We start from the raw sequence: 23293 nt of genomic DNA, 5'->3' as shown, positions 1-23293 counted from the left end.
GTGGCCTGCCGGCGAAGATCACCTAGTTCGTGGTGGGCGATCGTGGCGGCACCGGGTGCCCCCACCACCAACTCCGCAGCACTGTCACCGGGCCGGCTGTCCGGCGGCCGCCGCTGCTCGCGCTCGGCGTCAGGCCAGCCAGCCGCCGGTCAGCCGGGCCACCGCGGCCCCGTCGAGGTCGGCGAGCTTGACTCCGACGAACTGCCGGGCCCCGTCGGAGGTCTGTGCCCGCACCGGCGGCGTCGGGTCGGTCAGCACGTCGAGCACCGCCGCTGCGGCGTCGGCGGGGGACTGCGCGGCGGCGAACGCCTGCCCGGTACGGGCCAGATACGCGCGCAGTGCCGGCCCGTACACCCCGGCGGCGGCGATCGCGGCGTCGGCGTCGATGCCGACGTTGGCGACGAACTCGCTGGCCACCGCACCCGGTTCGACGACGGTGACCCGTACGCCGGTGGTCGCCGCGAGCGGGGCGAGGGACTCCATGTATCCCTCGACGGCGAACTTCGCCGCGCAGTACGCCTCGTTGAACGGCTGCCCCACGACCCCGCCGACGCTGGACACGGTGACCAGTCGGCCCCGGCTGGCCCGCAGGTGGGGCAGGGCGGCGCGGCTGACGTGCAGTACGCCGAAGAAGTTGACCTCCATGACCGCGCGCACGTCCTCGACGGCCTCCAGTTCCAGGGTGCCGACGTGACCGGCGCCAGCGTTGTTGACCACGGCGTCGAGCCGGCCGTACGCGCCGATCACCTCGTCGACGCAGCCGTTGACCGAGGCCGGGTCGGTGACGTCGAGTGGGCGTACGTCGATCAGGTCGGCGACCGCGGCGGCGTCGGCCGCCTCGCGCAGGCGGTCGGCGCGGGCGACGTCGCGCATGGTGGCGACGGTCCGCCAGCCGGCCCGCGCGCAGCCCAGCGCGATCTCCAGGCCGATGCCGGTGGACGTGCCGGTGATCAGTACCGTCTGCTCGCTCATGATCTCCTCTTTCGTGGCGGTTACTGCTCAGGCTGACCGATCTCGGCGCCGTCTTCAGGACGAACGGCGGCGGTGCGCCCGGGTGAGGTCGACGGGGCGGCCCGGGTCGACATGGCGGGGCAGGTCCGGCTCGTCGGGGCGCAGCGGGGCGAGGGTGTCGGTGAGCGCGTCGATGATGCGGTCGGTGGCGCGGCGAGCCGCGCCGGGGTTGGCCGCCGCCGTCTCGCCCAGGTCGACGGGGGTGCCGAAGTGCACGCGGATCACCGGTCGTCGCCGCAGCGAGCGGGCGATGCCACGCAGCATTCCGCGGGGCGCCTGGTAGGGCAGCACCTCGTGCGAGCCCCACTGGGCGACCGGGACGACGGGGGCGCCGCAGGCCAGGGCGAGCCGGGCGGCACCGGTCTTGCCGCGTTCGGGCCACAGGCCGGGGTCCAGGCCGATGCGCCCCTCGGGGTAGATGAGGATCACCGAGCCGCGGGCGACGGCGGTGGCGGCGTCGTCGAGGGCCTGGTGGACGGCGCTGGTGCCCCGGTCGACCCGGATGTGCCCGGCGTGGCGCATGGCGGCGCCGAACACCGGGACGCGGAACAGCCCGGCGGTCGCCATGATCCGTGGGGCGATGCCGCGGGTCTGGCAGGCGGCGGCCATCACCACCGGGTCGAACGGGCTGATGTGGTTGGCGGTCAGCACCAGTGGGCCGCGTCGCAGGTGCGCCGGTACGTCACCGGTGACCTCGAGGCGGGCGAGCAGGCCGACCAGGCCACGGGCCAGCAGCAGGGCTGCACGCCAGATCAGCGGCGGCTGCCAGGTGGTGTGTGCGGTGTTCATCAGCGCGCCATCGTCGCACGCGTCGGCGGGGTCGCGAGGGCGGGTCGGGTGATCAGGGTCATTGGTGCCGGGCGGGTGCGGGACACCCCACCATCTACGACGAGCAGTAGTATTTACTACGTCTCGTAGTACGAATGGTTGGGGGTTTCAGGTGGACGCGTTGGACGTTGCCCGCTGGCAGTTCGGTGTCACCACCGTCTACCACTTCCTCTTCGTGCCGTTGACCATCGGGCTCTCCGTGTTGGTGGCCATCCTGCAGACGATGTGGCACCGGACCGGCAACGAGCGCTACCTCAAGCTGACCAAGTTCTACGGCAAGCTGTTCCTGATCAACTTCGCCATGGGCGTGGTCACCGGCATCGTGCAGGAGTTCCAGTTCGGCATGAACTGGAGCGACTACTCCCGCTTCGTCGGCGACATCTTCGGCGCGCCCCTGGCCATCGAGGCGCTCGTCGCGTTCTTCCTCGAATCCACGTTCATCGGCCTGTGGATCTTCGGCTGGGACCGGCTGCCCAAGCGGGCGCACCTGGCCAGCATCTGGGCCGCCGCCATCGGCACCAACCTCAGCGCGTACTTCATCCTCGCCGCGAACTCGTTCATGCAGAACCCGGTCGGCTACCGGATCAACCCCGACAGCGGACGCGCCGAGTTGACCGACTTTCCGGCCGTGCTGACCAACAAGGTCGCCCTGATCACCTTCCCGCACACCCTGGCCGGTTCGTTCCTGGTCGCCGGCTCGCTGATCGTCGCGGTCGGCCTCTGGCACGTCATCCGCAACCGCGACTCCGCCGACACCGGCGCGTACCGCTTCGCCACGAAGTTCGGCTCGTGGGTGGTCCTGGTCGCCTCCGCCGCCGTGCTGTTCACCGGCGACATCCAGGGCAAGATCATGACGGACGTGCAGCCGATGAAGATGGCCGCCGCCGAGGGCCTCTACACCACCGAGAGTCCCGCCTCGTTCTCCGTGCTCACCATCGGCAGCCTCGACGGCAGCCGCGAGGTGTTCGCCCTCAAGATCCCGTACCTGCTGTCGTATCTGGGCACCGGCGACCCGCACGGCACCGTGCACGGCATCAACGACCTCCAGGCCCAGTACGCCACCCAGTACGGCGCGGGCAGCTACACCCCGATCATCCCGGTCACCTACTGGAGCTTCCGCTTCATGATCGCCTTCGGGATGGCGGCCGGCGCTATCGCGCTGCTGGTGCTCTGGAGCCAGCGCAAGGGCCGCACCCCGAGCAGCAAGTGGCTGCTGCGCGCCGGGCTGGCCATGCCGGTACTGCCGCTGGTGGCCAACTCGTTCGGTTGGATCTTCACCGAGATGGGTCGCCAACCGTGGATCGTCTTCGGCGAGATGCTCACCCGCAACGGGGTGTCCCGCAGCGTCTCGCTTGCCGAGGTGCTCACCTCGTTCACCGCCTTCACGCTGATCTACGCCACCCTCGCCGTGATCGAGGTCAAGCTGCTGCTGCGCTACGCCAAGGCCGGTGTGCCGGACGTCAGCGAGCAACCCCCCACCGACGACACCGACGACGCCGAGCGCCCGCTCGCCTTCGCCTACTGAGTCCCGGAGCCCATCGTGGAACTGACCACCATCTGGTTTCTCCTCGTCGCCGTGCTGTTCACCGGGTACTTCATCCTGGAGGGCTTCGACTTCGGCGTCGGCATGCTGCTGCCCGTGCTCGGCCGCGACGACCGGGAACGCCGCGTCCTGATCAACACCATCGGCCCGGTCTGGGACGGCAACGAGGTGTGGCTGATCACCGCCGGCGGCGCGATGTTCGCCGCGTTCCCCGAGTGGTACGCCACCCTCTTCTCCGGTTTCTATCTGCCACTGCTGCTGATCCTGCTGGCCCTGATCGCCCGGGGCGTCGCCTTCGAATACCGGCACAAGCGCCCCGAGGTGTCCTGGAAGCGCCGCTGGGACACCGCGATCGTGGTCGGCTCGCTGCTGCCGGCGATCCTCTGGGGCGTCGTCTTCGCCAACATCCTGCGCGGTGTGCCACTGGACGCCGACCACGAGTACGTCGGCGGTCTGCTGAACCTGCTCAACCCGTACGCCCTGCTGGGTGGCGCGACCACCCTCGCGCTGTTCCTCACCCACGGCGCGGTGTTCCTCGCCCTGAAGACGACAGGCGACGTCCGCGAGCGCGCGGGCGCGCTCGCGGTGCGCCTGGGGGCGGGCACCGCCGTGCTCGCCGTCGGGTTCCTCACCTGGACGCTGAGCATCCGCTCCAGCGCGGCCGCCGTGGTGCTCGCCGTCGGCGCGGCCCTCGCGCTGCTCGGTGCGGTGGCCGCCGCCCGGGTACGCCGGGAGGGCTGGGCGTTCACCGGCACCGCAGTGGCGATCGGTCTGGCCGTGGCGACGGTGTTCGCGGCGCTGTTCCCGAACGTGCTGCCCTCCACCCTGGACACCGCCGGCACGCTGACTGCCACCAACGCCGCGTCCACCCCGTACACCCTGAAGATCATGACCTGGGTGGCGGTGATCTTCACCCCGGTGGTGCTTGCCTACCAGGGGTGGACCTACTGGGTGTTCCGCAAGCGCATCGGCGTGGCCAACATCCCGCAACACTGACCGACAGACCCCCACCCCCACCCCCACCCCCACCCCCACCCCCGCCCCCGCCGATCTTGCGGTTCCTGTTGCCGAGATGCATCGAATATCCCTTATGCCGCGACAGTAAGTGCAAGATCGCGGGTCGACTCAGTCGATCATGGAGTTGTGGTGCCGGTTTTGGTGTGGTGACGGGTGTTTTGACGCCCACCACAACTCCATGATCGACGGGGTAGGGGAGGGCGGCGGGCTGGTCGAAAATCTGCGGTTTGCGGGAGGCCCTGCCGCTACGGTGTGCCGATGCCCGCCACCGTGCACGTACGCGAACTCACCACCGACGACCTCGACGCCGCCGGGGAGCTGGGCCGGTTTGCGTTCGGCTCCGACCCGCAGCGCCCGCCACCCGCGCCCGCCCCGGCGCCCGGCCTGACCCGCTACGGCGCGTTCGACGACGCCGGTCGCCTGGTCGGCAAGGCTGTCGACCTGCACCATGACCAGTGGTGGTCCGGGCGGGCGGTGGCCGCCGCCGACGTGGCCGGGGTGGCCGTCGCACCGGAGGCTCGTGGTCGGGGTGTGGCTCGCGCCCTGCTCACCGCCCTGCTGTCCGGGGCCCGCGACCGGGGGGCGGCGATCAGTGCGCTCTACCCGACCGTCGCCGCCCCGTACCGGGCCTGCGGATGGGAGTCCGCCGGGGTGCTGCGTACCGTCGATCTGGCCACCGCCGCGTTGCCCCGACACCGGCCCGCGTCGCACCTCACCGTCCGGGCCGGCACGCCGGCCGACCTGCCGGCCGTCGCCGCCCTCTACGAGCGGGTCACCAGGCACCGCAACGGCATGCTGACCCGCCGGGGTGAGCTGTTCGACGCCGGCGATCCCGGTCTGCCCGGCGACGGGGTCACCCTCGTCGAGGCCGACGGTGAGTTGGTCGGGTACGCCACCTGGCAGCGGGGCCTCGGCTACGGGGCCGACTCGGTGCTCACCGTCGACGAGGCGCTGGCCGTCAGCGCCGACGCGGCCCGGGAACTCGTCGGGGTGCTCGGCAGTTGGGCAAGCGTCGCGCCGACCCTGCGACTGTGCCCGCTCGACGGTGACGCGGTGAGCGTCCAGCTGCCGTTGGAGTCGGCCCGCGACCACGAGCGGGACGTGTGGATGCACCGGCCGGTGGACGTGGTCCGGGCGGTCAGCGCGCGGGGTTGGCCCGCCCACGCCCGGGGCGCCGTGGTCTTCCACCTCACCGACCCGCTCGCCGGTTGGAACACCGGCACGTGGCGGTTGACCGTCGCCGACGGCGCCGCCGAGCTGACCCGCGCCGACGGCGAGGCGGAACTGCGGTTGGACGTCCGCGGTTTCGCGCTGCTCTACGCCGGGGCGGCGCGGGCCCGGTCGGTGGCGCAGGCCGGCCTGCTGGAGTGCGCCGGTGACGCCGACCCGGCAGCCCTTGACCTGTTGGGGGTCGGCGGCCCGGCGCAGCTGCTCGACTACTTCTGATCGTCCGGTCCCGGCACCGGGCCGCTGCCGACACGCCCGCTCCGACTCACCGTCGGGCGCGCGGTCAGGTCGGGGTCGCTGCCAGTTCGGCGTTGGCGCGCCGGGTGACCGCTGTGAGCGCCCGGGCGGCGGCGCTCGCGTCGTCGGCGGGGATGTCCGCGTAGAGGCGGACGCTGAGGTCCGCGACGGCGTCGACGATGCGGGCCTGCACGGCGTGGCCGGCGTCGGTGAGCCGCAGCCGTGGCGTGTCGGTGTCGTGGTCGATCTGGGCCAGGTTCGCGTCGACGAGGCTGGCGAGCACCCGTTGTACCTCCTGCTCGTCGACCTTGAGTGTGCTGGTGATCCGCTGGGTGAGGGATGCGCCGGTGCGGTCGGGCCGTTGGCGAGGACGTTGAGGGCGAGCATCTGGTTGAACTCGACGCCGAGGGCAGCGGTGGCTCGTTCGAGCAGGGCCCGGGTGGCGTAGTGGGCCTGGCCGATGACCTGGCCGCTGAGGGTGGGGACGGTGGACATGACACCTCCTTCAAAACGTTGGCACGGCCAACGTTGGTTGAGCCAACGTAACATCCGATCGTGGGTCGCGCCAACGATTCCTGGTAGGCTGCGCCCATGGATCACGCGGCCCCGCAGTCACCGGCCGGGCTCAGCACCACCCCGAGCTGGCTGCTCAACCAGACCGCCAGCCACGCCACCCGCCTGCTCAGCGAGGGCTTCGCCGCGCACGACCTGCGCGGCTACCACTACCGGCTGCTCGCCACCCTGGCCGAGCAAGGCCCGGCGAGTCAGGCCGATCTCGGCCGGCGCTGCGGCATCGACCGCAGCGACGTGGTGGCCGCCGTCAACGACCTGGCCGGCCGAGGGCTCGTGGTGCGTGCCCCCGACCCGGCCGATCGCCGACGCAACGTCATCAGCGCCACCGGCGCCGGCGCCGACGAGGCCCGCCGGATGGGCGTGACCCTCGACCGCGTCCAGGACGACCTGCTCACCCCGCTGTCCACCACCGAGCGCGAGCAGTTGACACACCTGCTCACCCGACTGCTGCACCACCACAGCCGGCCCTGACCCGCCCCCACGGGCAACCCGCCACCCGGCACCGCGCGCCACTGGGCATGGGTCAGATCCAAGGGGCAGCCACGACACGAAGATGGCGCGCCACCCCGCCGGTCCGGATCACCGAGGTCATGCCGCCCGCAGGAGCCCTTCCCACACGCCCTCACCCGGGACTTCGCCAGTTACGTGCTCGGAACCGATCTGGTCGCGGTAGCTTCATCGCAGACGCGTAAGGACCGGGCCGATCATGGCCGGTCTGACGGTTCGTGGCGGCGACGGCTTTGCGTCGCCTGACCGCACCTCGGCTCGATCGTCGCGCTCGATCGCCGAGCGAAGGCTGGCTGCCTTCCGCAGCGATATCGACGCCTGGCGCGACATCACGATCGTCACGAATTGTGACCAGCCCCCAGCGGTGGCCGTGAGTTCAGGTTGACCGTCAACATCTGACTGGGAAGCGATCATGATCGCAACTGTGGAGGGGTTCACCCAGCAACTGGTGCCGGCGAATGGCATCAGGATCAACGCTGTCACGGGAGGCTCCGGCCCACCGATCCTCCTGTTCCACGGCTGGCCGGAGACATGGTGGGGATGGCACAGCGTGATGCCGCTGCTGGCCGAGCATTTCAGCGTGGTGGCCATCGATCTGCGGGGCGCGGGCTTTTCCGACTGCCCGCCGGACGGCTACGACAAGGCGACGATGGCGCGCGACGCGCACGACGTCATGGTTGCCCTGGGGCATGAACGCTACGCCGTGTGTGGACATGACATCGGCGGGATGGTCGCCCTGCCGCAGGCCGCCATCTACCGGGACGCTGTCACCCACCTGGCCGTCCTCGACGTTCCGCTTCCCGGCTGGACCGGATGGGACGCGGCGATCGCGAAGCTCTGGCACTTCAGCTTCCACATGAACCGGGATCTACCAGAGCGCCTGATCCATGGCCGCGAGTACGAGTACATCTCAGCCTTCATGGCTGAGCGGTTCTACGACCACAGCACCTTCGATCCGGCGGACATCGACATCTACGCGACAGCGATGGCGCTGCCGGGCCGCACCCGCGGCGGCATGGAGTGGTATCGGACCCTCACCGCCGACCACGCGGCCGCGCTCGAGTACAAGAAGCAGCCGCTCACGATACCGGTGCTGGGCCTCGGCGGGGATCAGCGCTTCGGTGCGCAGATGGTGCCGATGCTCAAGGAGTTCGCCAGCAATGTGACGGGCGGCTCGATCGCGCGGTGCAGCCACTATGTCCCGGAAGAACGGCCGGATGAGGTCGCGGCCGCTCTGATCGATCTCCTCAGGGCCACGTGAAAATCTGCGACCGCGCCGTCGTGGGCCGGGAAGATCGTGACACCGCGGGCGCGTTGCGCCAGCACCTATCCCGATCGATCGAAAAAGAAGGGAAACTGTCATGACCGCACCCGTCATTCGCGGCGTGAATCATATCGGTATCACGGTGCCCGACATCGAAGCCGCGAAATCGTTCTTCGTGGAGGCTTTCGGCGGTCAGGTGATCTATCAGTCCTTCGGACCGCAGGATCCGCCCCGGCAGGGACCCGAATTCGAACGGGCGGTGGGTGCTTTCCCTGGAACGATGGTGCGCGCGCAGGCGATGGTCAAGATCGGAAACGGACCTGATTTTGAACTCTTCGAAATGCACGGCCCCGAACAAGCCCAGCCGGTCCGACCGAGCGACTTCGGCATCACGCACTTCGGTCTCTACACCGACGACATCGACGCATCGGTGGCACGCTTCACAAGGGCCGGTGGCACCCCACTGACGGAGCCTCGCCCAATTCCCTACACCACCGAGCAAGGTCCTGGAAACAAGGTCTGCTACTGCCGCATGCCCTGGGGCACGACGATGGAATTCATCACCACGCCGGACCGCATGCCCTATCACGACCAGACGGATCTGCGCAGATGGCAGGACGAGGACTGAGCAGGCGCCAACCCCCGCCATCGAGCGGTATCGGCCGAAGGAGGCCGATACCGCTGGACATGCTCGACGAGCTGCCCACCATCTGAAGCACGCCCTCAGCGGGCCTCGCGCAACTCCGCCAGCCGGACCTCGATCTCGGCCAGCTCGGCGCGCAGCTTCTCGGCCTGCTGCTCCGCCTCGGCCCGCTCGGAGCCGAGGATCTGCTCCACCGCCTCCTGCACCCCCGGCACGTCGACCAGGGCCACCATCCTCAACGCCTCCGCAGGCTTCACCACGTACGGCTTCGCCAGGGCCTTGCTGCCCTGCTGCGCCGCGACGGTCCACTCGCCGTCGGCGTACGCCAAGGTGACGGTGAGACCCGCGGGGCCCTTCGACTTGACGGCCTTGACCGCCCGCCGCGCCGGCGGCTTCTCCGTCTGCTCCACCTTCGGCTCCTCCTGTCGCTGCGCGGGCACCCGCGGCGTGTCCAACACGAACTCCGGCGCGGCCACCGCGGGTGGCTCGGGCTCGGGCTCCGGCTTCGGCTCGACCACCCGACGGGTGACGCCCTTGGGCGCCACGGCTAGGTCGGCGGGGGAGAACGGCAGCTCGTCGCGACCGAAACGCACCACCACGAACTCGTCGGACACCTCGGGGTCGGTCAGCTCGATCACCTGACCGACCTGACCGGCGATCTGGCCCGCCGCGGCGGTGAACACCACCCGCGGTTTACGCCCGGCCGCCAACGCCTCCCGGATGCTCTGCACCTCGCTAGTGGACAAACCCTGGCCGGCATCCATCACTACCCTCTTCCGTACACCTGTTTGATTGCTGTCTTGATACCAGCCGGCTGCGACACCCGCCGCACGGGGCTCACACCCCGGTCAGCCCCCCAGCGCCCGCAGTGCCCGGTCGGCGTGGTCGTTCATGCTGACCTCGCTGTGGATCACTTCGACGACCCGCCGGTCGACGCCGATCACGAACGTCATCCGCTTCATGCTCAACGGCCCCAACGGCACCCGCCGCTTGACCCCGAACTGTTGCGCCACCGCCCCGTCGGCGTCCGACAGCAGCGGATAGTCGAAGCCGTGCAGTTTCGAGAACTCGGCCTGCTTCGCCACCGGGTCGCGGCTGATGCCCACCCGCGACGCGCCCAGCGCCGTGAACTCGGCCGCCAGGTCACGGAAGTGGCAGCTCTCCGCCGTGCACCCCCGGGTCATCGCCGCCGGGTAGAAGAACAGCACCACCGGCCCGCCCGCCAGGAACTCCGACAGCCGCCGCGGCGTGCCCGTCTCATCCGGCAGCTCGAAATCCTGCACCACGTCGCCGACACTCACACCCGCCACCGCGCACCTCCATCGTCTGATCGACCGCGCGGTGAGCGTAAGCGATCACGCCCAGAGCGTCGTCACCTCGTCGGCCACCACGTCGGCCTGGGCCCGCCCAGCCCGCGCCGCGCCCGCCCGCCGCGCCGGGTCCAGCACGTTACGGCCGATAGCTGTGCGCGCCGCCGCGTCCGGGGTCACCACCACCACCTGCGACCCGGCCGCCCGCAACCCGTCCACCTGCGCCGAAAGCCGCGGCATCGGCCCGAACGCCGCCGACGTCGGCGCGAGCACCAGCACCCTGCGCGCGCCCGCCGCCAGGTCCGCGTTCACCGTCGAGCGCATCCCACCGTCGACGAAACGGCGCGCGCCGATCGTCACCGGCGGCCACACCCCGGGCACCGCGCAACTCGCGCCCACCGCGTCCACCAGGGACACCCCGCTGTCGCTGTCGAACACCACGAACTCCCCGGACGACGCGTCCACCGCCGTGATCAGCAGCCGCCGCCGCGGCCACTCCCGGACCGGCAGACGGGCCTCGATCACCGCGCGTCGCGACGCCTCCGACTGGGTACGCGCCGCCACCGCCATCGCGCCGATCCGCGCCCGCGAGCGCACCGCGTCGCGGGTCCGACCACCGGCCCAGACCAGCCGCGCCAACGCCGCGAACCCCAACCGCGCGGCCAGCTCACCGGTCGGCGGCGCCACCTGCTCGGCGTAGAGGCCCTCGACGGGCAACCCGGAGCACACCTGGGCGCCAACCACCGAACCCGCCGACGTGCCCACCACCAGATCCGCCTCGGTGACCGCAACGCCCCGCTGCACCAACCCGGCCAGCAGCCCCAACTCCCAGGCCACCCCCGTCACCCCGCCACCGCCGAGCACCAACGCGCGCCGCATGTGACTCTCCTCTCGACGACCGTCCCGCGCCGGTCACGGTAGCGTCGGCACAACCCTTTCGCAGACTCTGGGAGGCACCGTGGCACCCGTCACCGTCATCACCGGCGGCGGCCGGGGCATCGGCGCGGCCACCGCCCGCCGGCTCGCCGCCGCCGGCCACCACGTCGCCCTGTGCTACCGCCGCGACGAGGCCGCCGCCACCGCCGTCCTGGCCGACCTGCGGGCCGCCGGCGCACAGGCCGTCGCGGTACGCGCCGACACCACCGACCCCGAGCAGGTGCGCGCCCTGTTCGACGCGGCAGCTCAGCTCGGCCCCCTCACCGGCCTGGTCAACAACGCCGGCGTCACCAGTCTCATCGGGCCGTTCACCGAACTGCGCGTCGAGGACCTGCGCCGGGTCGTCGACGTCAACCTCGTCGGCTACGTCCTCTGCGCCCAGCAGGCCGCCCGGCTGCTCACCGACGGTGGGGCGATCGTCAACGTGTCGTCGGCGGCGGCGACCCTCGGCAGCCCGGGGGAGTACGTGCACTACGCCGCCGTGAAGGCCGCCACCGACACCCTCACCGTCGGCCTGGCCAAGGAACTCGCCCCGAAGGGCATCCGGGTCAACGCCGTCGCCCCCGGCATCGTGCGCACCGACATCCACGCCGACTCCGGGGTGCCCGACCGCGCCGAATCCGCGGTCGGTCGCATCCCGCTGGGCCGCGCCGGTGAACCCGACGAGATCGCCGCCGCCATCGCCTGGCTGCTCGGCCCGGACGCCTCGTACGCCACCGGGACCGTGTTGCGGGTTTCCGGCGGTCTGTGAGCCGGAGCGCGCGACGCGCCCCGGCTCACCGCTCTAGTGGGTGAACAGCTTCGCCGCCGTGATGACCGTCTGCGCCACCCCGTAGCCGAGCAGCGCCGCCACCACCAACCAGGAGATCCACAACCGGGCCTGCTGCCCGGATCGGCTGTCGTCACTCATCGCGTACCACTCCTCTGGGCCGTCGTGTCCTCGTCCGCGCGCTGGTCGGCGTTCTGCTCCGCCGCCGGTTCGTGGTAGCGCTGCGGCACCGGCCGCACCAGCAGGTTCGCCGCGAAGCCCACGGCCAGCACACCCACCATCGTGAACAGCGCCGGCCGGTACGCCGCCGCCGTCAGCGAACCGGGTTCACCCTGCGCGTCGAGGAACCCGTTGACGATCAGCGGACCCGCGATGCCCGCCGCCGACCAGGCGGTCAGCAGCCGACCGTGGATCGCGCCGACCTGGAAGGTGCCGAACAGGTCCCGCAGGTACGCCGGCACTGTCGCGAACCCCCCGCCGTAGAACGACAGGATCACGCAGGCCAGCAGCACGAACAGGGCCGTCGAGGTCTGCCCGACGAGCGCCAGCAACGCGTACAGCACCATGCCGACACCGAGGTACACCAGATAGATCGGTTTACGGCCGATGACGTCCGAGGTGGACGACCACACGAACCGGCCGGCCATGTTGAACAGCGACAGCAGACCCACGAACCCGCCGGCCGCCGCGACGGTCACCGCGGAGGTGCCGTTGTCCCGGAAGAAGTCCTGAATCATCGGGCTGGCCTGTTCCAGGATGCCGATGCCGGCGGTGACGTTGCAGAACAGCACCACCCACAGCAGCCAGAACGAGCGGGTCTTCACCGCGTTCGCCGCCGACACGTTCGCCGTGGTGACAAGCGGCTTCGCCGCCACGCTTGCCGGGTCGAAGCCGGCCGGCCGCCAGTCCTGCGCCGGCACCCGTACGTTCGCCACCCCGAACATCATGATGACGAAGTAACCCAGGCCGAGCGTCACGAACAGCCACACCAGGGCGCTGCCCGACGCCGTCGACCCCGCGTTGGCCGGGTCGTAGCCGGCGTCGAAGAACGACAACAGTTGCCGCGACAGGGGAGAGGCGACCATCGCCCCACCACCAAACCCCATGATCGCCAACCCGGTGGCCAGCCCCGGCCGGTCCGGAAACCACTTGATCAGGGTGGAGACGGGGGAGATGTAGCCAATACCCAGCCCGATGCCGCCGAGCAGCCCGTAGCCCAGGTACAGCAGCCACAGTTGCTTCGTGGCGATGCCCAGCGAGCCCACCAGGAAACCCGTCGCCCAGAAACAGGCCGAGACGAACATGGCCTTCCTCGGCCCGTTCGCCTCCACCCAGGTCCCGGCGATCGCGGCGGACAACCCGAGCATCACGATCGCGATGCTGAAGATCACCCCGATCGCCGTCTGACTGGTGTCGAAGTGAGCGATCAGGGAGTTCTTGTAGACGCTTGTGGCGTAGACCTGACCGATGCAGAGGTGGATGGCCAACGCCGCCGGGGGGATGAGCCACCGGCTGTAGCCGGGCGGCGCGATGGTGTGCCGACGATCGAGTGCGGAAAGCATGCGCTGCTTCCTCTCCGACGAGGACGAGAAACGTCGCCCCCAACGTGCCCACCTCGCACGTGAGCGGCAAACCTCGCCAGCGCCGGACGGTCGCTCCGCTGAGCTGAGCGGTCAGTCAGCGACGGCACCGCGGTGCCGTCGTCGACTCGGCTCCCGGAAAGCCACGGGGCCGGACACCGCCGGCACGCGGGACCCCTGACCCCCCCACGCGCCGGCCCTGGCCGCTACCGCAGGTCCGGGAGGTGCCAGCCGCCGGCCAACGCGTCAGCGTCCGCCGGACCCCAACTGCCCTTCTCGTACGACCGCACCGCCGCCGGCAGATCCAGGATCGGCTCGACGATGCGCCACTCCTGCTCGATCGTCTCGGCCCGCGCGAAGCGCAGGTGCTGCCCGTCCATCGCGTCGTCGAGCAGCCGCTCGTACGCCTCCTGCCGGCGACCGAGCGCCGCACCGAAGTCGACGGACAGGTCCACCGGGCGGCTCGCCACCTCGGCACCCGGGCTCTTCGCCTGGATCGACATGGTGATGCCGTCACCGCGCCCCAGACGGAACCGCAGCAGGTTCGCGGCACTCGCCGTGCCCCGCTCGGCCGGGATCAAGGAATGTTGCGGCTGCTTGAACTCGACCACCACCTCCGTCGCCGTCCCCGTCAGCGACTTACCGGCACGCAGGTAGAAGGGCACACCCGCCCAGCGGGGGGAGTCGACGGTCAACCGCGTCGCCACGAACGTCTCCGTGTTCGAGTCGGCCGCCACGCCAGGCTCGTCGCGGTACCCGGCGTACTGGCCCCGAACGGTGGACTCCGGCGACAGCGGCGCGATCTGCCGCAGCACCGCTGCCTCCGCCTCGCGGAACGCCGCCGGGTCCTCGCTGGCCGGCGCCTCCATCGCGATGAGCGCGACGACCTGCAGGATGTGGTTCTGCAACACGTCCCGGGTCGCGCCCACCGTGTCGTAGAACCCGGCCCGACCCTGCGTGCTGAACCCCTCGGCGAGGGTCACCTGGACGTTGTCGATGTGCTCGTTGTTCCACAACGGCTCGAACAGCCGGTTGGCGAACCGGAAAGCGTAGAGGCCCTCGACGGCCTCCTTGCCGAGGTAGTGGTCGATGCGGAACACCCGCTCCGCCGCGAACGCCGCGCCCAGTGTGCGGTCCAGCTCGCGCGAGGACTGCAGGTCACGCCCGAACGGCTTCTCCACGATCACCCGACCCCGGTCGGCCAGACCCACGGCCGCCAGGCCCTCGACGACGGAGCCGAACACCACCGGAGGGATCGCCAGGTAGAACACCGGCCGCTCGGCGTCCCGCAGCCGCTCGGCCAACCGCTGGTACGTCGCCGGGTCCGCGTAGTTGCCGGAGATCATGGACAGGTTGTCCGCCAGCCGATCGAAGACCTCGTCGTCGATCTCGTCATCGGCCTCGGTGACCGACTTACGGGCCATGGTGACCAGTTGCTGATCATCCCAGGGGGAGCGGGCCACACCGATCACCGGAACGTCGAGGCGGTCGCGCCGGGTCAGCTCGTACAGCGCCGGGAACAGCTTCTTCGAGACGAGGTCTCCCGTGACGCCGAACAGCACTACCGCGTCTGAGCGCATGTGCATGGCACTTCCCATTCGATCATCCGAACCTGATCTTCCGAACGGACAACGGCACGACCAGCTCCAGGAATTCCCGGCGAGCGGCGTACGTGAGGTCGGCGACAACGACGGCGCTACCTTGAAGAAGGTTCGCAGTTCAGGTGTGATGCGGGCAACTTCCAGCGTGATCGAAGAATTTCGATCATCATACTGCCTGCGAATCCCTGTCGGTAGGAAAGGAGAGACTGCCGACATGAGTCCATCCCTCGGGACCGTGGTCATCACGGGCGCAGCCGGCCGCATCGGCAACGTCCTCCGCCACGCCCTACAGGACGAGGTCCGCCACCTCGTCCTCATCGATCGCGTCCCGCTGACCGCCCAGTCGCCGGTCGAGCGAGTCATCCGCCTGGACCTGGCCGACCTCGACGCCGTGGTCTCGGCGTTCGAGGGCGCCGACGTGGTCGTCCATCTCGCCGGGCTACCGGACGAGGCCCCACTTGCCGAACTGCTGAACGCCAACGTGCTGGGCACGTTCCACGTACTCGAGGCCGCCCGCAGGCAACAGGTCGACCGGGTCGTCATTGCCAGCAGCAACCGGGTCACCGGCTTCCACCCCGTCGAAAAGATCGTCAACCCCGATGATCCGGTCCGACCGGACGGGTTCTACGGAGTGAGCAAGGTGGCCGTCGAGGCCCTCGCCCGCCTGTACGCGGACAAGTTCGCCCTGTCCGTGGTGTGCCTGCGCATCGGCAGCTTCGAGGACAGACCGGACGACGTCCGATACCTCGCCACCTGGCTCAGCCCACGCGACTGCCTGGGATTCATCCGAGCGGCCATGACCGCGCCCAGCGTCCCCTTCGCGATCGCCTACGCCGTGTCGGCAAACACCCGCCGATTCCGGGACCTCGACGCCGGCACCCAGCTCGGCTACACGCCAGTCGACAACGCGGACGACCACGCCGCCCACGTCGTCGGCGCCGACGACCCCATCGACTACTCCGCGCCCCAGGGAGGCAGGTACGCCAGCCCCGGGACCACCCTCACCCACATTCACGGCGCACCCTGACCGGCGACCGAACCACCGACACGGAAAGGGCGCAACAATGTCCAGCGTGGACTCCTCCAGGCACCTGGCGTACGACCAGTCAGCGGACACCGGACCAGCAGTGGTGTGCCTACCCATGTTCAGCATGAGCCGCACCGCCACCGCCGCCGCCTTCCGCCCCGCCCTCGCCGGCACCCGCCTCCGAGAGATCTACCTGGACCTACCCGGCCACGGAGACACCCCCGCACACTGCCCACCCACCTCCCAGGCGGTACTGGACAGCGTCTGCGCCTGGCTCGACCACCACGTCGACGCACCGGTCCTGCTCGCCGGCGGCTCCTACGGCGCGTACCTGGCCGCCGGCATCGCCCGCCAACGCCCCGAACTCGTCGCCGGCCTGCTCCTCGTCTGCCCCGGCGTCACCATCGCCCGCGACAACCGAACCCTGCCCGACGACCCACCACTCGACGCGCCCACCGGCTGGCTCGACGCCGCCCCCACCGCCCTGCACGCCCACCTCGACGCCGCCCTGGGCCACCGCACCCCAACCGTCGTCGCGACGGTGCTCGCCGCACTGAACTCCGGCGGCCCCGGCGACCCCACATTCCACCAGCAGCTACAGGGCGGCCCCGACTACGCGCTACCCGACGAGACCGCCGGGGTCGTCTTCAACGGCCCGGTCAGCGTGATCACCGGCCGACAGGACCGGATCGTCGGGTACGCCGACCAGTTCCACGCCCTGCGCCACTACCCGCGTGGCACCTACACCGTGATCGACGCGGCCGGACACTACCTGCCGTACGAACAACCCGCCCTGCTGCGATCGCTCACCCAGGACTGGCTGCACCGCACACCGGGCTGACGACGGACCAGCGGGGGGAGGGGCGTCAGGCCGCAGTGGACTCGAGCTGGTCGAAGGCGATGCTCCACCACGACTCCGGATCGGTGAACGCGGACGGGTCGACCCGCTCCAGCTCACCACGGACGGCCGCGGCCAGCTCGGCGCGCGCCCTGCCGCCCGGATCCCTGTCGATCAGCAGCCCGAGCCGGTAGAGGAACTCGACGAACGCGGCGAACGAGGCGTTGACGTGCTCGAAGTTCGGCGTCGTGAGGTCCAGCAGGATGACCGAGCCGTCCTGCGAGTCGAGGATGTAGAGCATCTGGGCGTCATCGGGCGAGCTGCCCAGGATGACGTACAACCGCGGGCCGTCATCACCGATCTCGATCTTCAGCTTGCCGAACGGCGTCATGCCCGGGGCGGTGACGTCCGCGGTGAACAGCACCGGCACCTCGACCGGAAGGGCGGCACCGGCCGGCAGGACCCCCGGTGCGAGCACGCCGCCGAGCAGGTCGACCGGCACCTCGATCACACCGTCCGCCCCCCACAACGCGGTGAGTTCCGCCAACGACACGCTCACTCGTCCTCCTGCTCGCCGGGGGAGGTCAGATCCTGCTCCTCGAGGAACCGCCACCAGTCGTCGTCGTCAGCGCCGATCTCGGCGTACCCCGCACCGAACACGTAGTAGGCCAGGAAGGAGTCCAGGTCCGGGGCGATCTGCTGGAACGCCTCCCGGACGAACCACTCGTCCGTGCTCACCTGCGGGAAATACCAGACCGCGCCGGAGTCACGCCGCAGCAACAGCGGCTCCTCCTTCACCCGCCCGACGTAGTACCACTCGTCGGGCTCGACGGCGACGCCGGTGTATTCCGGCATGATCGCCAAACCGCTCTGCATCCGGGCCGACGAGGAGACGCCGGGCAGGTAGAACGCCCCGGCCGCGATGCTCTCGGCGACCTCCATCAGCTCGCGTACCGGCTGCGGCACCTCCGCCGGAATCCTGTCAGCCGGCGCGCCCGCGCCGATCTCTCCCCAGCCGACGGCGTTGTCCTCGTCCGCCACCAGGTCGACGCGCAGCTCCTCGATGAGCTCCCGCAGATCGGGGTTCAATCCACTACCTCAATTCGGATCGGCGTGCCGTCCGGCAGGTTCATGATCTGCACCCGGATCTGGGTGCCGATGTCCTGGTTGGTGTCGGCGTCCATCAGCTTCAGGTTACTGACCTCGTCAGGACCGCCGAGTTGCAGCTCCCAGACATGATCGGGGTTCTGGTCCCGCACCCGCTGTTTCATCCGCTCGGCCGCGTCACGGTCCCTGGCCCTCTGCGCGTCACTGCCCTTGTTGTTCTTGATGTACTTGTTGTGGATCTTCCGAATGATCCGGTCCTTGAAACCACCGGTGATGCTGGTGTCGCGCGCCACCGGGTTCGCCTGCTTGAACAACTTGCCCTGATCGCTCAGCCGCTTCAACGCGGCCATCTTCCGGTCGAAATCGGTGCGGTGGTGCATGCTCTTCCGCTGAACCCGGATGGTGACCTCAGGCAGATCGTTGTTACGCCGCACCGGGGGCGCCGAGGCCTTCTTCACCGCCGCGCCGACGATGTTGCCCGCATTCGGCCTGGCCGCGCCACCTCGCTTGCGGGGCCGGCTAGCCACTGATCAACTCCGTGATCACCTGGTCGATCAACAGACCGACGATCTCCCGCGTGATCAATTGGAAGATCGGGATCTCAGCCAGCGACGCGCCGAACGTGACGACCGCGGTCGCGATGGCCTGCGCCACCTCGAACGCAAAAATGGCCAGCTGCACGATCATCGAAATCTTCAACGCGAGCACGATCCCGGCACAGATGATCAGACCGGTGCCGACCAGCATCGCCGCCTGCGCGTAGTCCGGCAGCGTGCCCGGCCCGCTCTCCGGTTTCGCCCACCACGTCGCGAACGCCTGCATCGCCTCGCCGCTCTGCTGCGACATCACCGCCGAAGCGGCCGCGCCAGCCTCCCCGGAGGCCTCGCCGACCGTCCCCGCGAAGGCGATCCACGCCTGCCCCATCTCGAACAGCTTCTCCTCGTCGCCCTCCGGCCAGGAGAAGCCAATCCAACCGAGGGCGGTGACCAACTCACCCGGCAGCTGAAGTCCCATCCCTCAGCCCAGAGTTCCGAGGATGCCGCGCATCGCGTCCGCAGCGCTACGCTCGACCGACTCGTAGCTCTCGGCCATCGCGGTCAGATCACTGCCCGCCGCGCCGATCTCCTCGGCCGCCACACCGATGCAGTCCAACACCCACGCCGACACCCCGCTGTACACGACCCCGATCAGCGAACCGATGTCGTCGCCACCCCAGGGCTCGCCGTACGCGGCCATCTGCGCCTCGAAACTCTCGAGCTGCCCGGTGAACCGCTCGGCCGCCCCGATCACCTGCTCGCCGCCGGCCCGCAGGGCCTCGGGCCTCACCTCGAAGCCGTTCACCGGTCGGCACTCCCGCCGGACATCCGGGCCTGCGCCTCGGTCAGTGTCTGCAGAAACGTGCTCAACCGCGGCACCGCCGCGTCCCGGACCTCCTGCAGCTGCTCGGTCAGCTGCGTCAGGTCCGCAGCGCCCGGCGCGGAGGCACCGCCGCGCATCGAGTCGATCGCCGCATTGACCGCCTCGACGATCAGATCGGACAGCTCGCCGGAGCCCTGGCGCATGAGGCGCGGATCCACGGCAAGCGACGACAGCCGACCATCGGCACCGAACTCGGCGCGGACCTGACCATCCGCTGCCTCGCCGCTCCGCCGCTGCCGGGCGGCTTCCTCGCCCTCCGGCGGTGGGCTCACCGCCCGAAGCGCACCGACAGTGGCGTCGAGCATGCGGGCGAAATCCCCACTCGCGTCCCGTGACACCGACATAGATCGTCCTCCCGATAGTGCGCGAACCTCCGCGAGCCTACGGACCCGGGTCAAACGATCCGCCGTTCCACAACGGATGGATACCTCTGCACCGAACAGAATCGGGACCACAACCGCCGGGCACCCGGTGCACACCGGGGGAGAGCCGCGACCTCCGAATGCACACGGTGGACGCCCGGGCAGCCTTCATCGCAGCGAAGGCGCAGGTCAGGCAGCAGCCCCGCTGGATAGGTTGGACCGGTGCAGATTCGCGACGCGATCGCCCACGACGTGCCGTTCCTGGAGCAGATCCTCCTGGAGGCCTACAACTGGTCGGATCAACGCTTCACCCTCGACTGGATACGCACCGACAAGATGGCACGCCGCTATCTTGAGGGTTTCACCCCCGGCGACGACCTCGGCATGGTGGCCATGCTCGACGGCACCGCGGTGGGGGCTGTCTGGGGCCGGACGCTGCCCACCGAGCGGCCCGGCTACGGGTTCGTGGCGCCCGACATACCCGAGCTGACGCTGGGCGTCCTTCCGCGGGCCCGGAGACAGGGGGTCGGATCTCGCCTGACGGCCGCCGTGATCAGCATCGCGGAGCAACGCCGGATCCCGGGACTGAGCCTCAGTGTCGAGGACGGCAACGCCGCTCGCCGCCTGTATGAGAAGGCGGGCTTCACCGTGGTCGGGCGCAACGGAGGCTCCGACACCATGCTGTTGCGCATCGGCGACAACTGACGTCCGCCCGCACACCGGGTGTCGAGACTGCCTCTTCTCGGCTGTCGCCGAGCCGCCGGAGCGCGATTCGATAATGCGCATTATGTAAAGTAATGCGTTCTGGGGGTCCCCTCCGGCGGTGGTCAGTCGCGGGTCAGGCCAGGCGGGCAGGCGTCCTCGTCCGGCCCGACGAGACGCGCGTTGACCAGCCGGTTGCCCCGCAGTGCGGTGAGCAGTTTCGCGCTGGCACCGACATCGGTCCAGATGTCGTCCCACAGGGCGGAGACGAGCCAGGAACGATCCGCCGGGAAGAACAGGTCGGGCAGCGCCCCGTCGCCGCGCATGTGACCGGTCCGCCACCTGAGGGCCTGTTCCGGCCCAGCCTCGACCAGCACGTACGACCAACCCCAGTAGAGCGACACCCGCCGGGCGTGCGGGAAGACCACGTCGTGGGCCCCGGTGTCGAGGAAACCCAACCACCAGTGCTGATCGGGCGTGCATCCCGCCAGCTCGTCGATCACCGCGTGTTCGTGGGCGTCGAGGTCCACGCCGGCGGGCGGGTGAAACGTGCCGTACGCCTCGAACACCGGTGGGATCGCGGCGGTGACCGAGAAACCCCGCGTGGTACGCCCGGCGAGCCAGGCGACGTCGGCGGCCGTGCCGACCCGCCAGCGCCGCCCGTCCCTGTCGACCGAGGCGGCGCCGGTCCGAACCGTGGTGTCGGGGGGTGCAGCGACCGCGGTGGGTGTCGCCGCCGGGGACCACCCGCGTCGGCCGGTCGCCCGCCACCGGTGCCCCTCGGAACAGACCCGCTCCACGGGATCGTCCGGATCCCGGTACACCGCGGGTGCGCCGGGTCGACCACACTCGGGACAGGTGGCAACGGGCGAGGTCATGTCGCGCACGATACGTGTGTCTGACCAGGTGACGGGCCAATGCCTGTCTGTCGGTGATGAGGTCGGTGGCGGCCTTCTCGGACGGTGACGTGTCCCCTGTGGCGCAGGGCCTCGATGGTTGTCGTCTTGCCGGCGCCGGGCGCTCCGGTGAGGACCTATCGCGGGCATCTGGCATCTTCTCCCCCTCTGCCGGTCCCCTTCCGGGGAACACGAAAATGCTGCATAATATCCCTTATGCATGACAAAAAGGACGAATCGCTCGCGGTGCTGATCGAGGAGTTCCTGACCGCTCGGGCCACCCGCAAGCCCTCCCCGCACACCCTGGCCGCGTACCGCAGGGATCTGCACGCTGTCGCGGCTCTGGTCGCGGAGGCCACTCCCCTCCCCCTCGACGCGCTGTCGATCACCGACCTCTCCCCCCGGGTCATGCGGGCGGCCTTCGCCCGGTTCGCCGCTCCCCGGGCGCCCGCGTCGGTGCATCGGGCTTGGTCCACCTGGAACAGTTTCTTCACGTTCCTGGTCGCGGACGGGTTCGTGGCCGGTAACCCGATGCCGGCGGTCGGGCGTCCTCGGGCGCTACTCCCCCAGCCGAAGCCGTTGCGCGGCGCTGACACCCCCGAGGTGCTGCTCGCCTCCGCCGCGCGCGACGAGGGTCGACAGCGGGACCCGTGGCCGGAGCGGGACGTGGCGGTGTTGGCGGTGGCGCTCTGCGCGGGGCTGCGCCTGTCGGAGCTGTTGGCGTTGCGCGTCGACTCGCTCGGCGGTCGCTCCGGTGAGCGGCGGGTCGAGGTGGTGGGTAAGGGTGGGCGTCCTCGGGTGGTGCCGATCGAGGCGGATCTGGACCGGGTGCTGCGGGACTACCTGGACAGTCGGGTGCGGCGTTTCGGTTCGCGGTCGGTGCGCCCCGATTCGGCGTTCCTGGTGGATCGGCGTGGTGAGCCGTTGCGCCGTGGTGGCCTGCAGTATCTCGTCGAGTCGTGTTACCGGCGGGCTGGCATCGGTGACCGGGTGCCGCGTGGTGCGCGGCTGCACGCGTTGCGGCACACCTTCGCGACCCGGTTGGCGGAGGACGGTGCGAGCGCTGCGGAGATCATGCGGTTGTTGGGGCACGCGTCGTTGGCGTCGTCGCAGACGTACATCGAGGTGACCGCGGGGCAGCAGCGGGACGCGGTCCGGGCGAATCGGACCAACCGCGCGCTGGCGGGTCTGGTGCCGCCGGGGTGAGGGTGGTCAGTGTGCGCGGTGGCCGGTGCCGTCGGCGGTGACGGGCAGTGGGCCGAGGACGGCGTCGATGATGTGGATGCGGGCGTTGGTGGCCTGGTAGTCGGCGCAGACCGTGTCGGCGCGGTCGCCGAGTCGGGCGGTGGGGCCGGTGCGGGTGACGGTGAGGGTGGTGCCGTCGAGCGTGGTGGCGGTGCCGGCGTCGCTCAGGTCGGCGATGGGGTGGTTTCCGCTGATGAGGTGAGCTTTCAGCAGGGTGCGCACCTGGTCGGTGTGGTGGGTCATGAGGTCGTCCCAGTTGTCCTCGGAGAAGGTGGCGGCGAAGGCGTCGTCGGAGGGTGCCAGGACGGTGACGGCGGTGCCGGTGGGCAGGTCGGTGAGGGCGCCGCTGGTGCGCAGTGCCGCTTCGAACGTGGTGAGGGTGGGGATCCAGCGCAGCGCCGCCTCGACGGGTTGGCCGGCGAGGAAGGTCGGGTTGCCCGGCTCGGTGCCGGTGGGCAGGGCGGCGCACAGGGGCCCGGTGGGTGCGGCCAGGTCGCTGGGGCGCGGTGTTGCGGGGCTGCCGGTGCAGGCGGCGAGCAGCAGGGTCGGCAGGAGCAGGCCGAGGGCTCGTCGGGTGGTGGTCGGGCGGCGGGGGTGTCGCGGTGGGGTGGCGGGGTGCGACACGGCGGCCTCCACGGGTGGGTGGTGAGG

At 70.2% G+C, this 23293-nt stretch carries 29 protein-coding genes and 1 pseudogene; 12 read left to right on the top strand and 18 right to left on the bottom strand.

Translation table 11 applies throughout. From position 1 onward, the window contains the following. Positions 1-129: 129 nt before the first annotated feature. On the bottom strand, positions 130-972 hold the full coding sequence (locus tag ABZ406_RS14580) for an SDR family NAD(P)-dependent oxidoreductase (protein ID WP_357760662.1): 843 nt from the start codon (positions 970-972) through the stop codon (positions 130-132). Positions 973-1026: 54 nt separating this feature from the next. Further along, positions 1027-1800: a lysophospholipid acyltransferase family protein gene (locus tag ABZ406_RS14575; protein ID WP_357760660.1), complete on the bottom strand. Its 774-nt coding sequence runs from the start codon at positions 1798-1800 to the stop codon at positions 1027-1029. Positions 1801-1951: 151 nt separating this feature from the next. Between ABZ406_RS14575 and ABZ406_RS14570 the strand changes: the two genes are divergently transcribed. The 3 genes from ABZ406_RS14570 to ABZ406_RS14560 all read left to right on the top strand — a co-directional run bounded on the left by ABZ406_RS14570 (position 1952) and on the right by ABZ406_RS14560 (position 5845). Next, positions 1952-3364: a cytochrome ubiquinol oxidase subunit I gene (locus tag ABZ406_RS14570; protein ID WP_357760658.1), complete on the top strand. Its 1413-nt coding sequence runs from the start codon at positions 1952-1954 to the stop codon at positions 3362-3364. A 15-nt stretch (positions 3365-3379) separates the two neighbouring features. After that, positions 3380-4378, top strand: coding sequence for a cytochrome d ubiquinol oxidase subunit II (gene cydB / locus ABZ406_RS14565; protein ID WP_357760655.1), 999 nt, complete (start codon positions 3380-3382; stop codon positions 4376-4378). Positions 4379-4657: 279 nt separating this feature from the next. Beyond that, positions 4658-5845 (top strand): GNAT family N-acetyltransferase, encoded by a 1188-nt coding sequence (locus tag ABZ406_RS14560; protein ID WP_357760653.1) that lies wholly within the window; start codon positions 4658-4660, stop codon positions 5843-5845. 64 nt (positions 5846-5909) lie between these two features. On the opposite strand, the gene ABZ406_RS14555 is transcribed toward ABZ406_RS14560, so the two are convergent. Then, the gene (locus ABZ406_RS14555) at positions 5910-6146 is read right to left on the bottom strand and encodes a hypothetical protein (protein ID WP_357760650.1); all 237 of its coding nucleotides are present in this window, start codon (positions 6144-6146) and stop codon (positions 5910-5912) included. A 308-nt stretch (positions 6147-6454) separates the two neighbouring features. Here ABZ406_RS14555 and ABZ406_RS14550 point away from each other — a divergent pair, with 308 nt between their 5' ends. The 4 genes from ABZ406_RS14550 (at position 6455) to ABZ406_RS14535 (ending at position 8835) form a co-directional block, all read left to right on the top strand. Then, entirely contained in the window at positions 6455-6907 is a 453-nt protein-coding gene (locus tag ABZ406_RS14550) for a MarR family winged helix-turn-helix transcriptional regulator (RefSeq protein WP_357760647.1), read from the top strand. A gap of 235 nt (positions 6908-7142) precedes the next feature. After that, positions 7143-7328, top strand: coding sequence for a hypothetical protein (locus ABZ406_RS14545; protein WP_357760644.1), 186 nt, complete (start codon positions 7143-7145; stop codon positions 7326-7328). A 39-nt stretch (positions 7329-7367) separates the two neighbouring features. Further along, positions 7368-8204: an alpha/beta hydrolase gene (locus ABZ406_RS14540; RefSeq protein WP_357760641.1), complete on the top strand. Its 837-nt coding sequence runs from the start codon at positions 7368-7370 to the stop codon at positions 8202-8204. 100 nt (positions 8205-8304) lie between these two features. Further along, positions 8305-8835: a VOC family protein gene (locus tag ABZ406_RS14535; RefSeq protein ID WP_357760638.1), complete on the top strand. Its 531-nt coding sequence runs from the start codon at positions 8305-8307 to the stop codon at positions 8833-8835. A 95-nt stretch (positions 8836-8930) separates the two neighbouring features. On the opposite strand, the gene ABZ406_RS14530 is transcribed toward ABZ406_RS14535, so the two are convergent. From ABZ406_RS14530 to ABZ406_RS14520, 3 genes are all read right to left on the bottom strand, one after another. After that, a complete protein-coding gene (locus tag ABZ406_RS14530) occupies positions 8931-9614 on the bottom strand; it encodes a hypothetical protein (RefSeq protein WP_357760635.1) in 684 nt (227 codons plus the stop codon). An 84-nt stretch (positions 9615-9698) separates the two neighbouring features. Further along, positions 9699-10160: a peroxiredoxin gene (locus ABZ406_RS14525; RefSeq protein ID WP_357760632.1), complete on the bottom strand. Its 462-nt coding sequence runs from the start codon at positions 10158-10160 to the stop codon at positions 9699-9701. A 45-nt stretch (positions 10161-10205) separates the two neighbouring features. After that, on the bottom strand, positions 10206-11039 hold the full coding sequence (locus tag ABZ406_RS14520; protein ID WP_357760629.1) for a patatin-like phospholipase family protein: 834 nt from the start codon (positions 11037-11039) through the stop codon (positions 10206-10208). A 79-nt stretch (positions 11040-11118) separates the two neighbouring features. On the opposite strand from ABZ406_RS14520, the gene ABZ406_RS14515 reads away from it, so the two are divergent. Further along, positions 11119-11847 carry an SDR family oxidoreductase gene (locus ABZ406_RS14515; protein WP_357760626.1) on the top strand — a complete coding sequence of 243 codons (729 nt, stop codon included), beginning with the start codon at positions 11119-11121 and terminating at the stop codon, positions 11845-11847. 33 nt (positions 11848-11880) lie between these two features. Here ABZ406_RS14515 and ABZ406_RS14510 read toward each other — a convergent pair whose 3' ends face one another. The 3 genes from ABZ406_RS14510 to zwf form a co-directional block, all read right to left on the bottom strand. Then, entirely contained in the window at positions 11881-12006 is a 126-nt protein-coding gene (locus ABZ406_RS14510; protein WP_357350453.1) for a hypothetical protein, read from the bottom strand. Then, positions 12003-13427 (bottom strand): OFA family MFS transporter, encoded by a 1425-nt coding sequence (locus ABZ406_RS14505; protein ID WP_357760623.1) that lies wholly within the window; start codon positions 13425-13427, stop codon positions 12003-12005. The genes ABZ406_RS14510 and ABZ406_RS14505 overlap by 4 nt, the downstream gene beginning before the upstream one ends. A gap of 224 nt (positions 13428-13651) precedes the next feature. Then, positions 13652-15031 (bottom strand): glucose-6-phosphate dehydrogenase, encoded by a 1380-nt coding sequence (gene zwf, locus ABZ406_RS14500; protein ID WP_357760620.1) that lies wholly within the window; start codon positions 15029-15031, stop codon positions 13652-13654. A gap of 229 nt (positions 15032-15260) precedes the next feature. On the opposite strand from zwf, the gene ABZ406_RS14495 reads away from it, so the two are divergent. Both ABZ406_RS14495 and ABZ406_RS14490 read left to right on the top strand, forming a co-directional pair. Further along, on the top strand, positions 15261-16073 hold the full coding sequence (locus ABZ406_RS14495) for an NAD(P)-dependent oxidoreductase (RefSeq protein WP_357760617.1): 813 nt from the start codon (positions 15261-15263) through the stop codon (positions 16071-16073). 46 nt (positions 16074-16119) lie between these two features. Beyond that, positions 16120-16914, top strand: coding sequence for an alpha/beta hydrolase (locus ABZ406_RS14490; protein ID WP_357760615.1), 795 nt, complete (start codon positions 16120-16122; stop codon positions 16912-16914). Positions 16915-16939: 25 nt separating this feature from the next. Here ABZ406_RS14490 and ABZ406_RS14485 read toward each other — a convergent pair whose 3' ends face one another. Genes ABZ406_RS14485 through ABZ406_RS14460 form a run of 6 tightly spaced genes read right to left on the bottom strand, consistent with a single transcriptional unit; the run spans position 16940 to position 19781 of the window. After that, positions 16940-17470 carry an SUKH-4 family immunity protein gene (locus ABZ406_RS14485; protein ID WP_357760612.1) on the bottom strand — a complete coding sequence of 177 codons (531 nt, stop codon included), beginning with the start codon at positions 17468-17470 and terminating at the stop codon, positions 16940-16942. Beyond that, positions 17467-18000 carry a hypothetical protein gene (locus tag ABZ406_RS14480; RefSeq protein WP_357760609.1) on the bottom strand — a complete coding sequence of 178 codons (534 nt, stop codon included), beginning with the start codon at positions 17998-18000 and terminating at the stop codon, positions 17467-17469. Before ABZ406_RS14480 ends, ABZ406_RS14485 begins: the two co-directional genes overlap by 4 nt. Next, entirely contained in the window at positions 17997-18545 is a 549-nt protein-coding gene (locus ABZ406_RS14475) for an endonuclease (protein ID WP_357760606.1), read from the bottom strand. The genes ABZ406_RS14480 and ABZ406_RS14475 overlap by 4 nt, the downstream gene beginning before the upstream one ends. Next, positions 18538-19008, bottom strand: a complete 471-nt coding sequence (locus ABZ406_RS14470) for a hypothetical protein (protein WP_357760603.1) — start codon at positions 19006-19008, stop codon at positions 18538-18540. Before ABZ406_RS14470 ends, ABZ406_RS14475 begins: the two co-directional genes overlap by 8 nt. A 27-nt stretch (positions 19009-19035) precedes the next feature. Beyond that, positions 19036-19359 carry a hypothetical protein gene (locus ABZ406_RS14465; protein ID WP_357760600.1) on the bottom strand — a complete coding sequence of 108 codons (324 nt, stop codon included), beginning with the start codon at positions 19357-19359 and terminating at the stop codon, positions 19036-19038. After that, positions 19356-19781: a YbaB/EbfC family nucleoid-associated protein gene (locus ABZ406_RS14460; protein ID WP_357760597.1), complete on the bottom strand. Its 426-nt coding sequence runs from the start codon at positions 19779-19781 to the stop codon at positions 19356-19358. The genes ABZ406_RS14465 and ABZ406_RS14460 overlap by 4 nt, the downstream gene beginning before the upstream one ends. Before the next feature lie 240 nt (positions 19782-20021). Between ABZ406_RS14460 and ABZ406_RS14455 the strand changes: the two genes are divergently transcribed. After that, positions 20022-20504 (top strand): GNAT family N-acetyltransferase, encoded by a 483-nt coding sequence (locus ABZ406_RS14455; RefSeq protein ID WP_357760594.1) that lies wholly within the window; start codon positions 20022-20024, stop codon positions 20502-20504. Positions 20505-20626: 122 nt separating this feature from the next. Here ABZ406_RS14455 and ABZ406_RS14450 read toward each other — a convergent pair whose 3' ends face one another. Together ABZ406_RS14450 and ABZ406_RS14445 are read right to left on the bottom strand one after the other, a co-directional pair. Next, the gene (locus tag ABZ406_RS14450) at positions 20627-21379 is read right to left on the bottom strand and encodes a hypothetical protein (protein ID WP_357760592.1); all 753 of its coding nucleotides are present in this window, start codon (positions 21377-21379) and stop codon (positions 20627-20629) included. Further along, positions 21376-21522: pseudogene (locus tag ABZ406_RS14445) on the bottom strand (hypothetical protein); the annotation flags it as partial. The gene ABZ406_RS14450 and the pseudogene ABZ406_RS14445, both read right to left, overlap by 4 nt. Positions 21523-21613: 91 nt before the next feature. On the opposite strand from ABZ406_RS14445, the gene ABZ406_RS14440 reads away from it, so the two are divergent. Then, positions 21614-22603 (top strand): tyrosine-type recombinase/integrase, encoded by a 990-nt coding sequence (locus ABZ406_RS14440; RefSeq protein WP_357760589.1) that lies wholly within the window; start codon positions 21614-21616, stop codon positions 22601-22603. Between the two features lie 6 nt (positions 22604-22609). Here the strand turns inward: ABZ406_RS14440 and ABZ406_RS14435 are convergent, their stop codons facing one another. Further along, entirely contained in the window at positions 22610-23266 is a 657-nt protein-coding gene (locus tag ABZ406_RS14435) for a fasciclin domain-containing protein (RefSeq protein ID WP_357760586.1), read from the bottom strand. Positions 23267-23293 lie beyond the last annotated feature (27 nt).

It is taken from the genome of Micromonospora sp. NPDC005710, from assembly GCF_040630995.1.
In the GTDB taxonomy this organism is placed as follows: domain Bacteria; phylum Actinomycetota; class Actinomycetes; order Mycobacteriales; family Micromonosporaceae; genus Micromonospora.
Note: the sequence above shows the minus strand (reverse complement) of the source record. Positions and strands in the feature narration are given on the sequence as shown.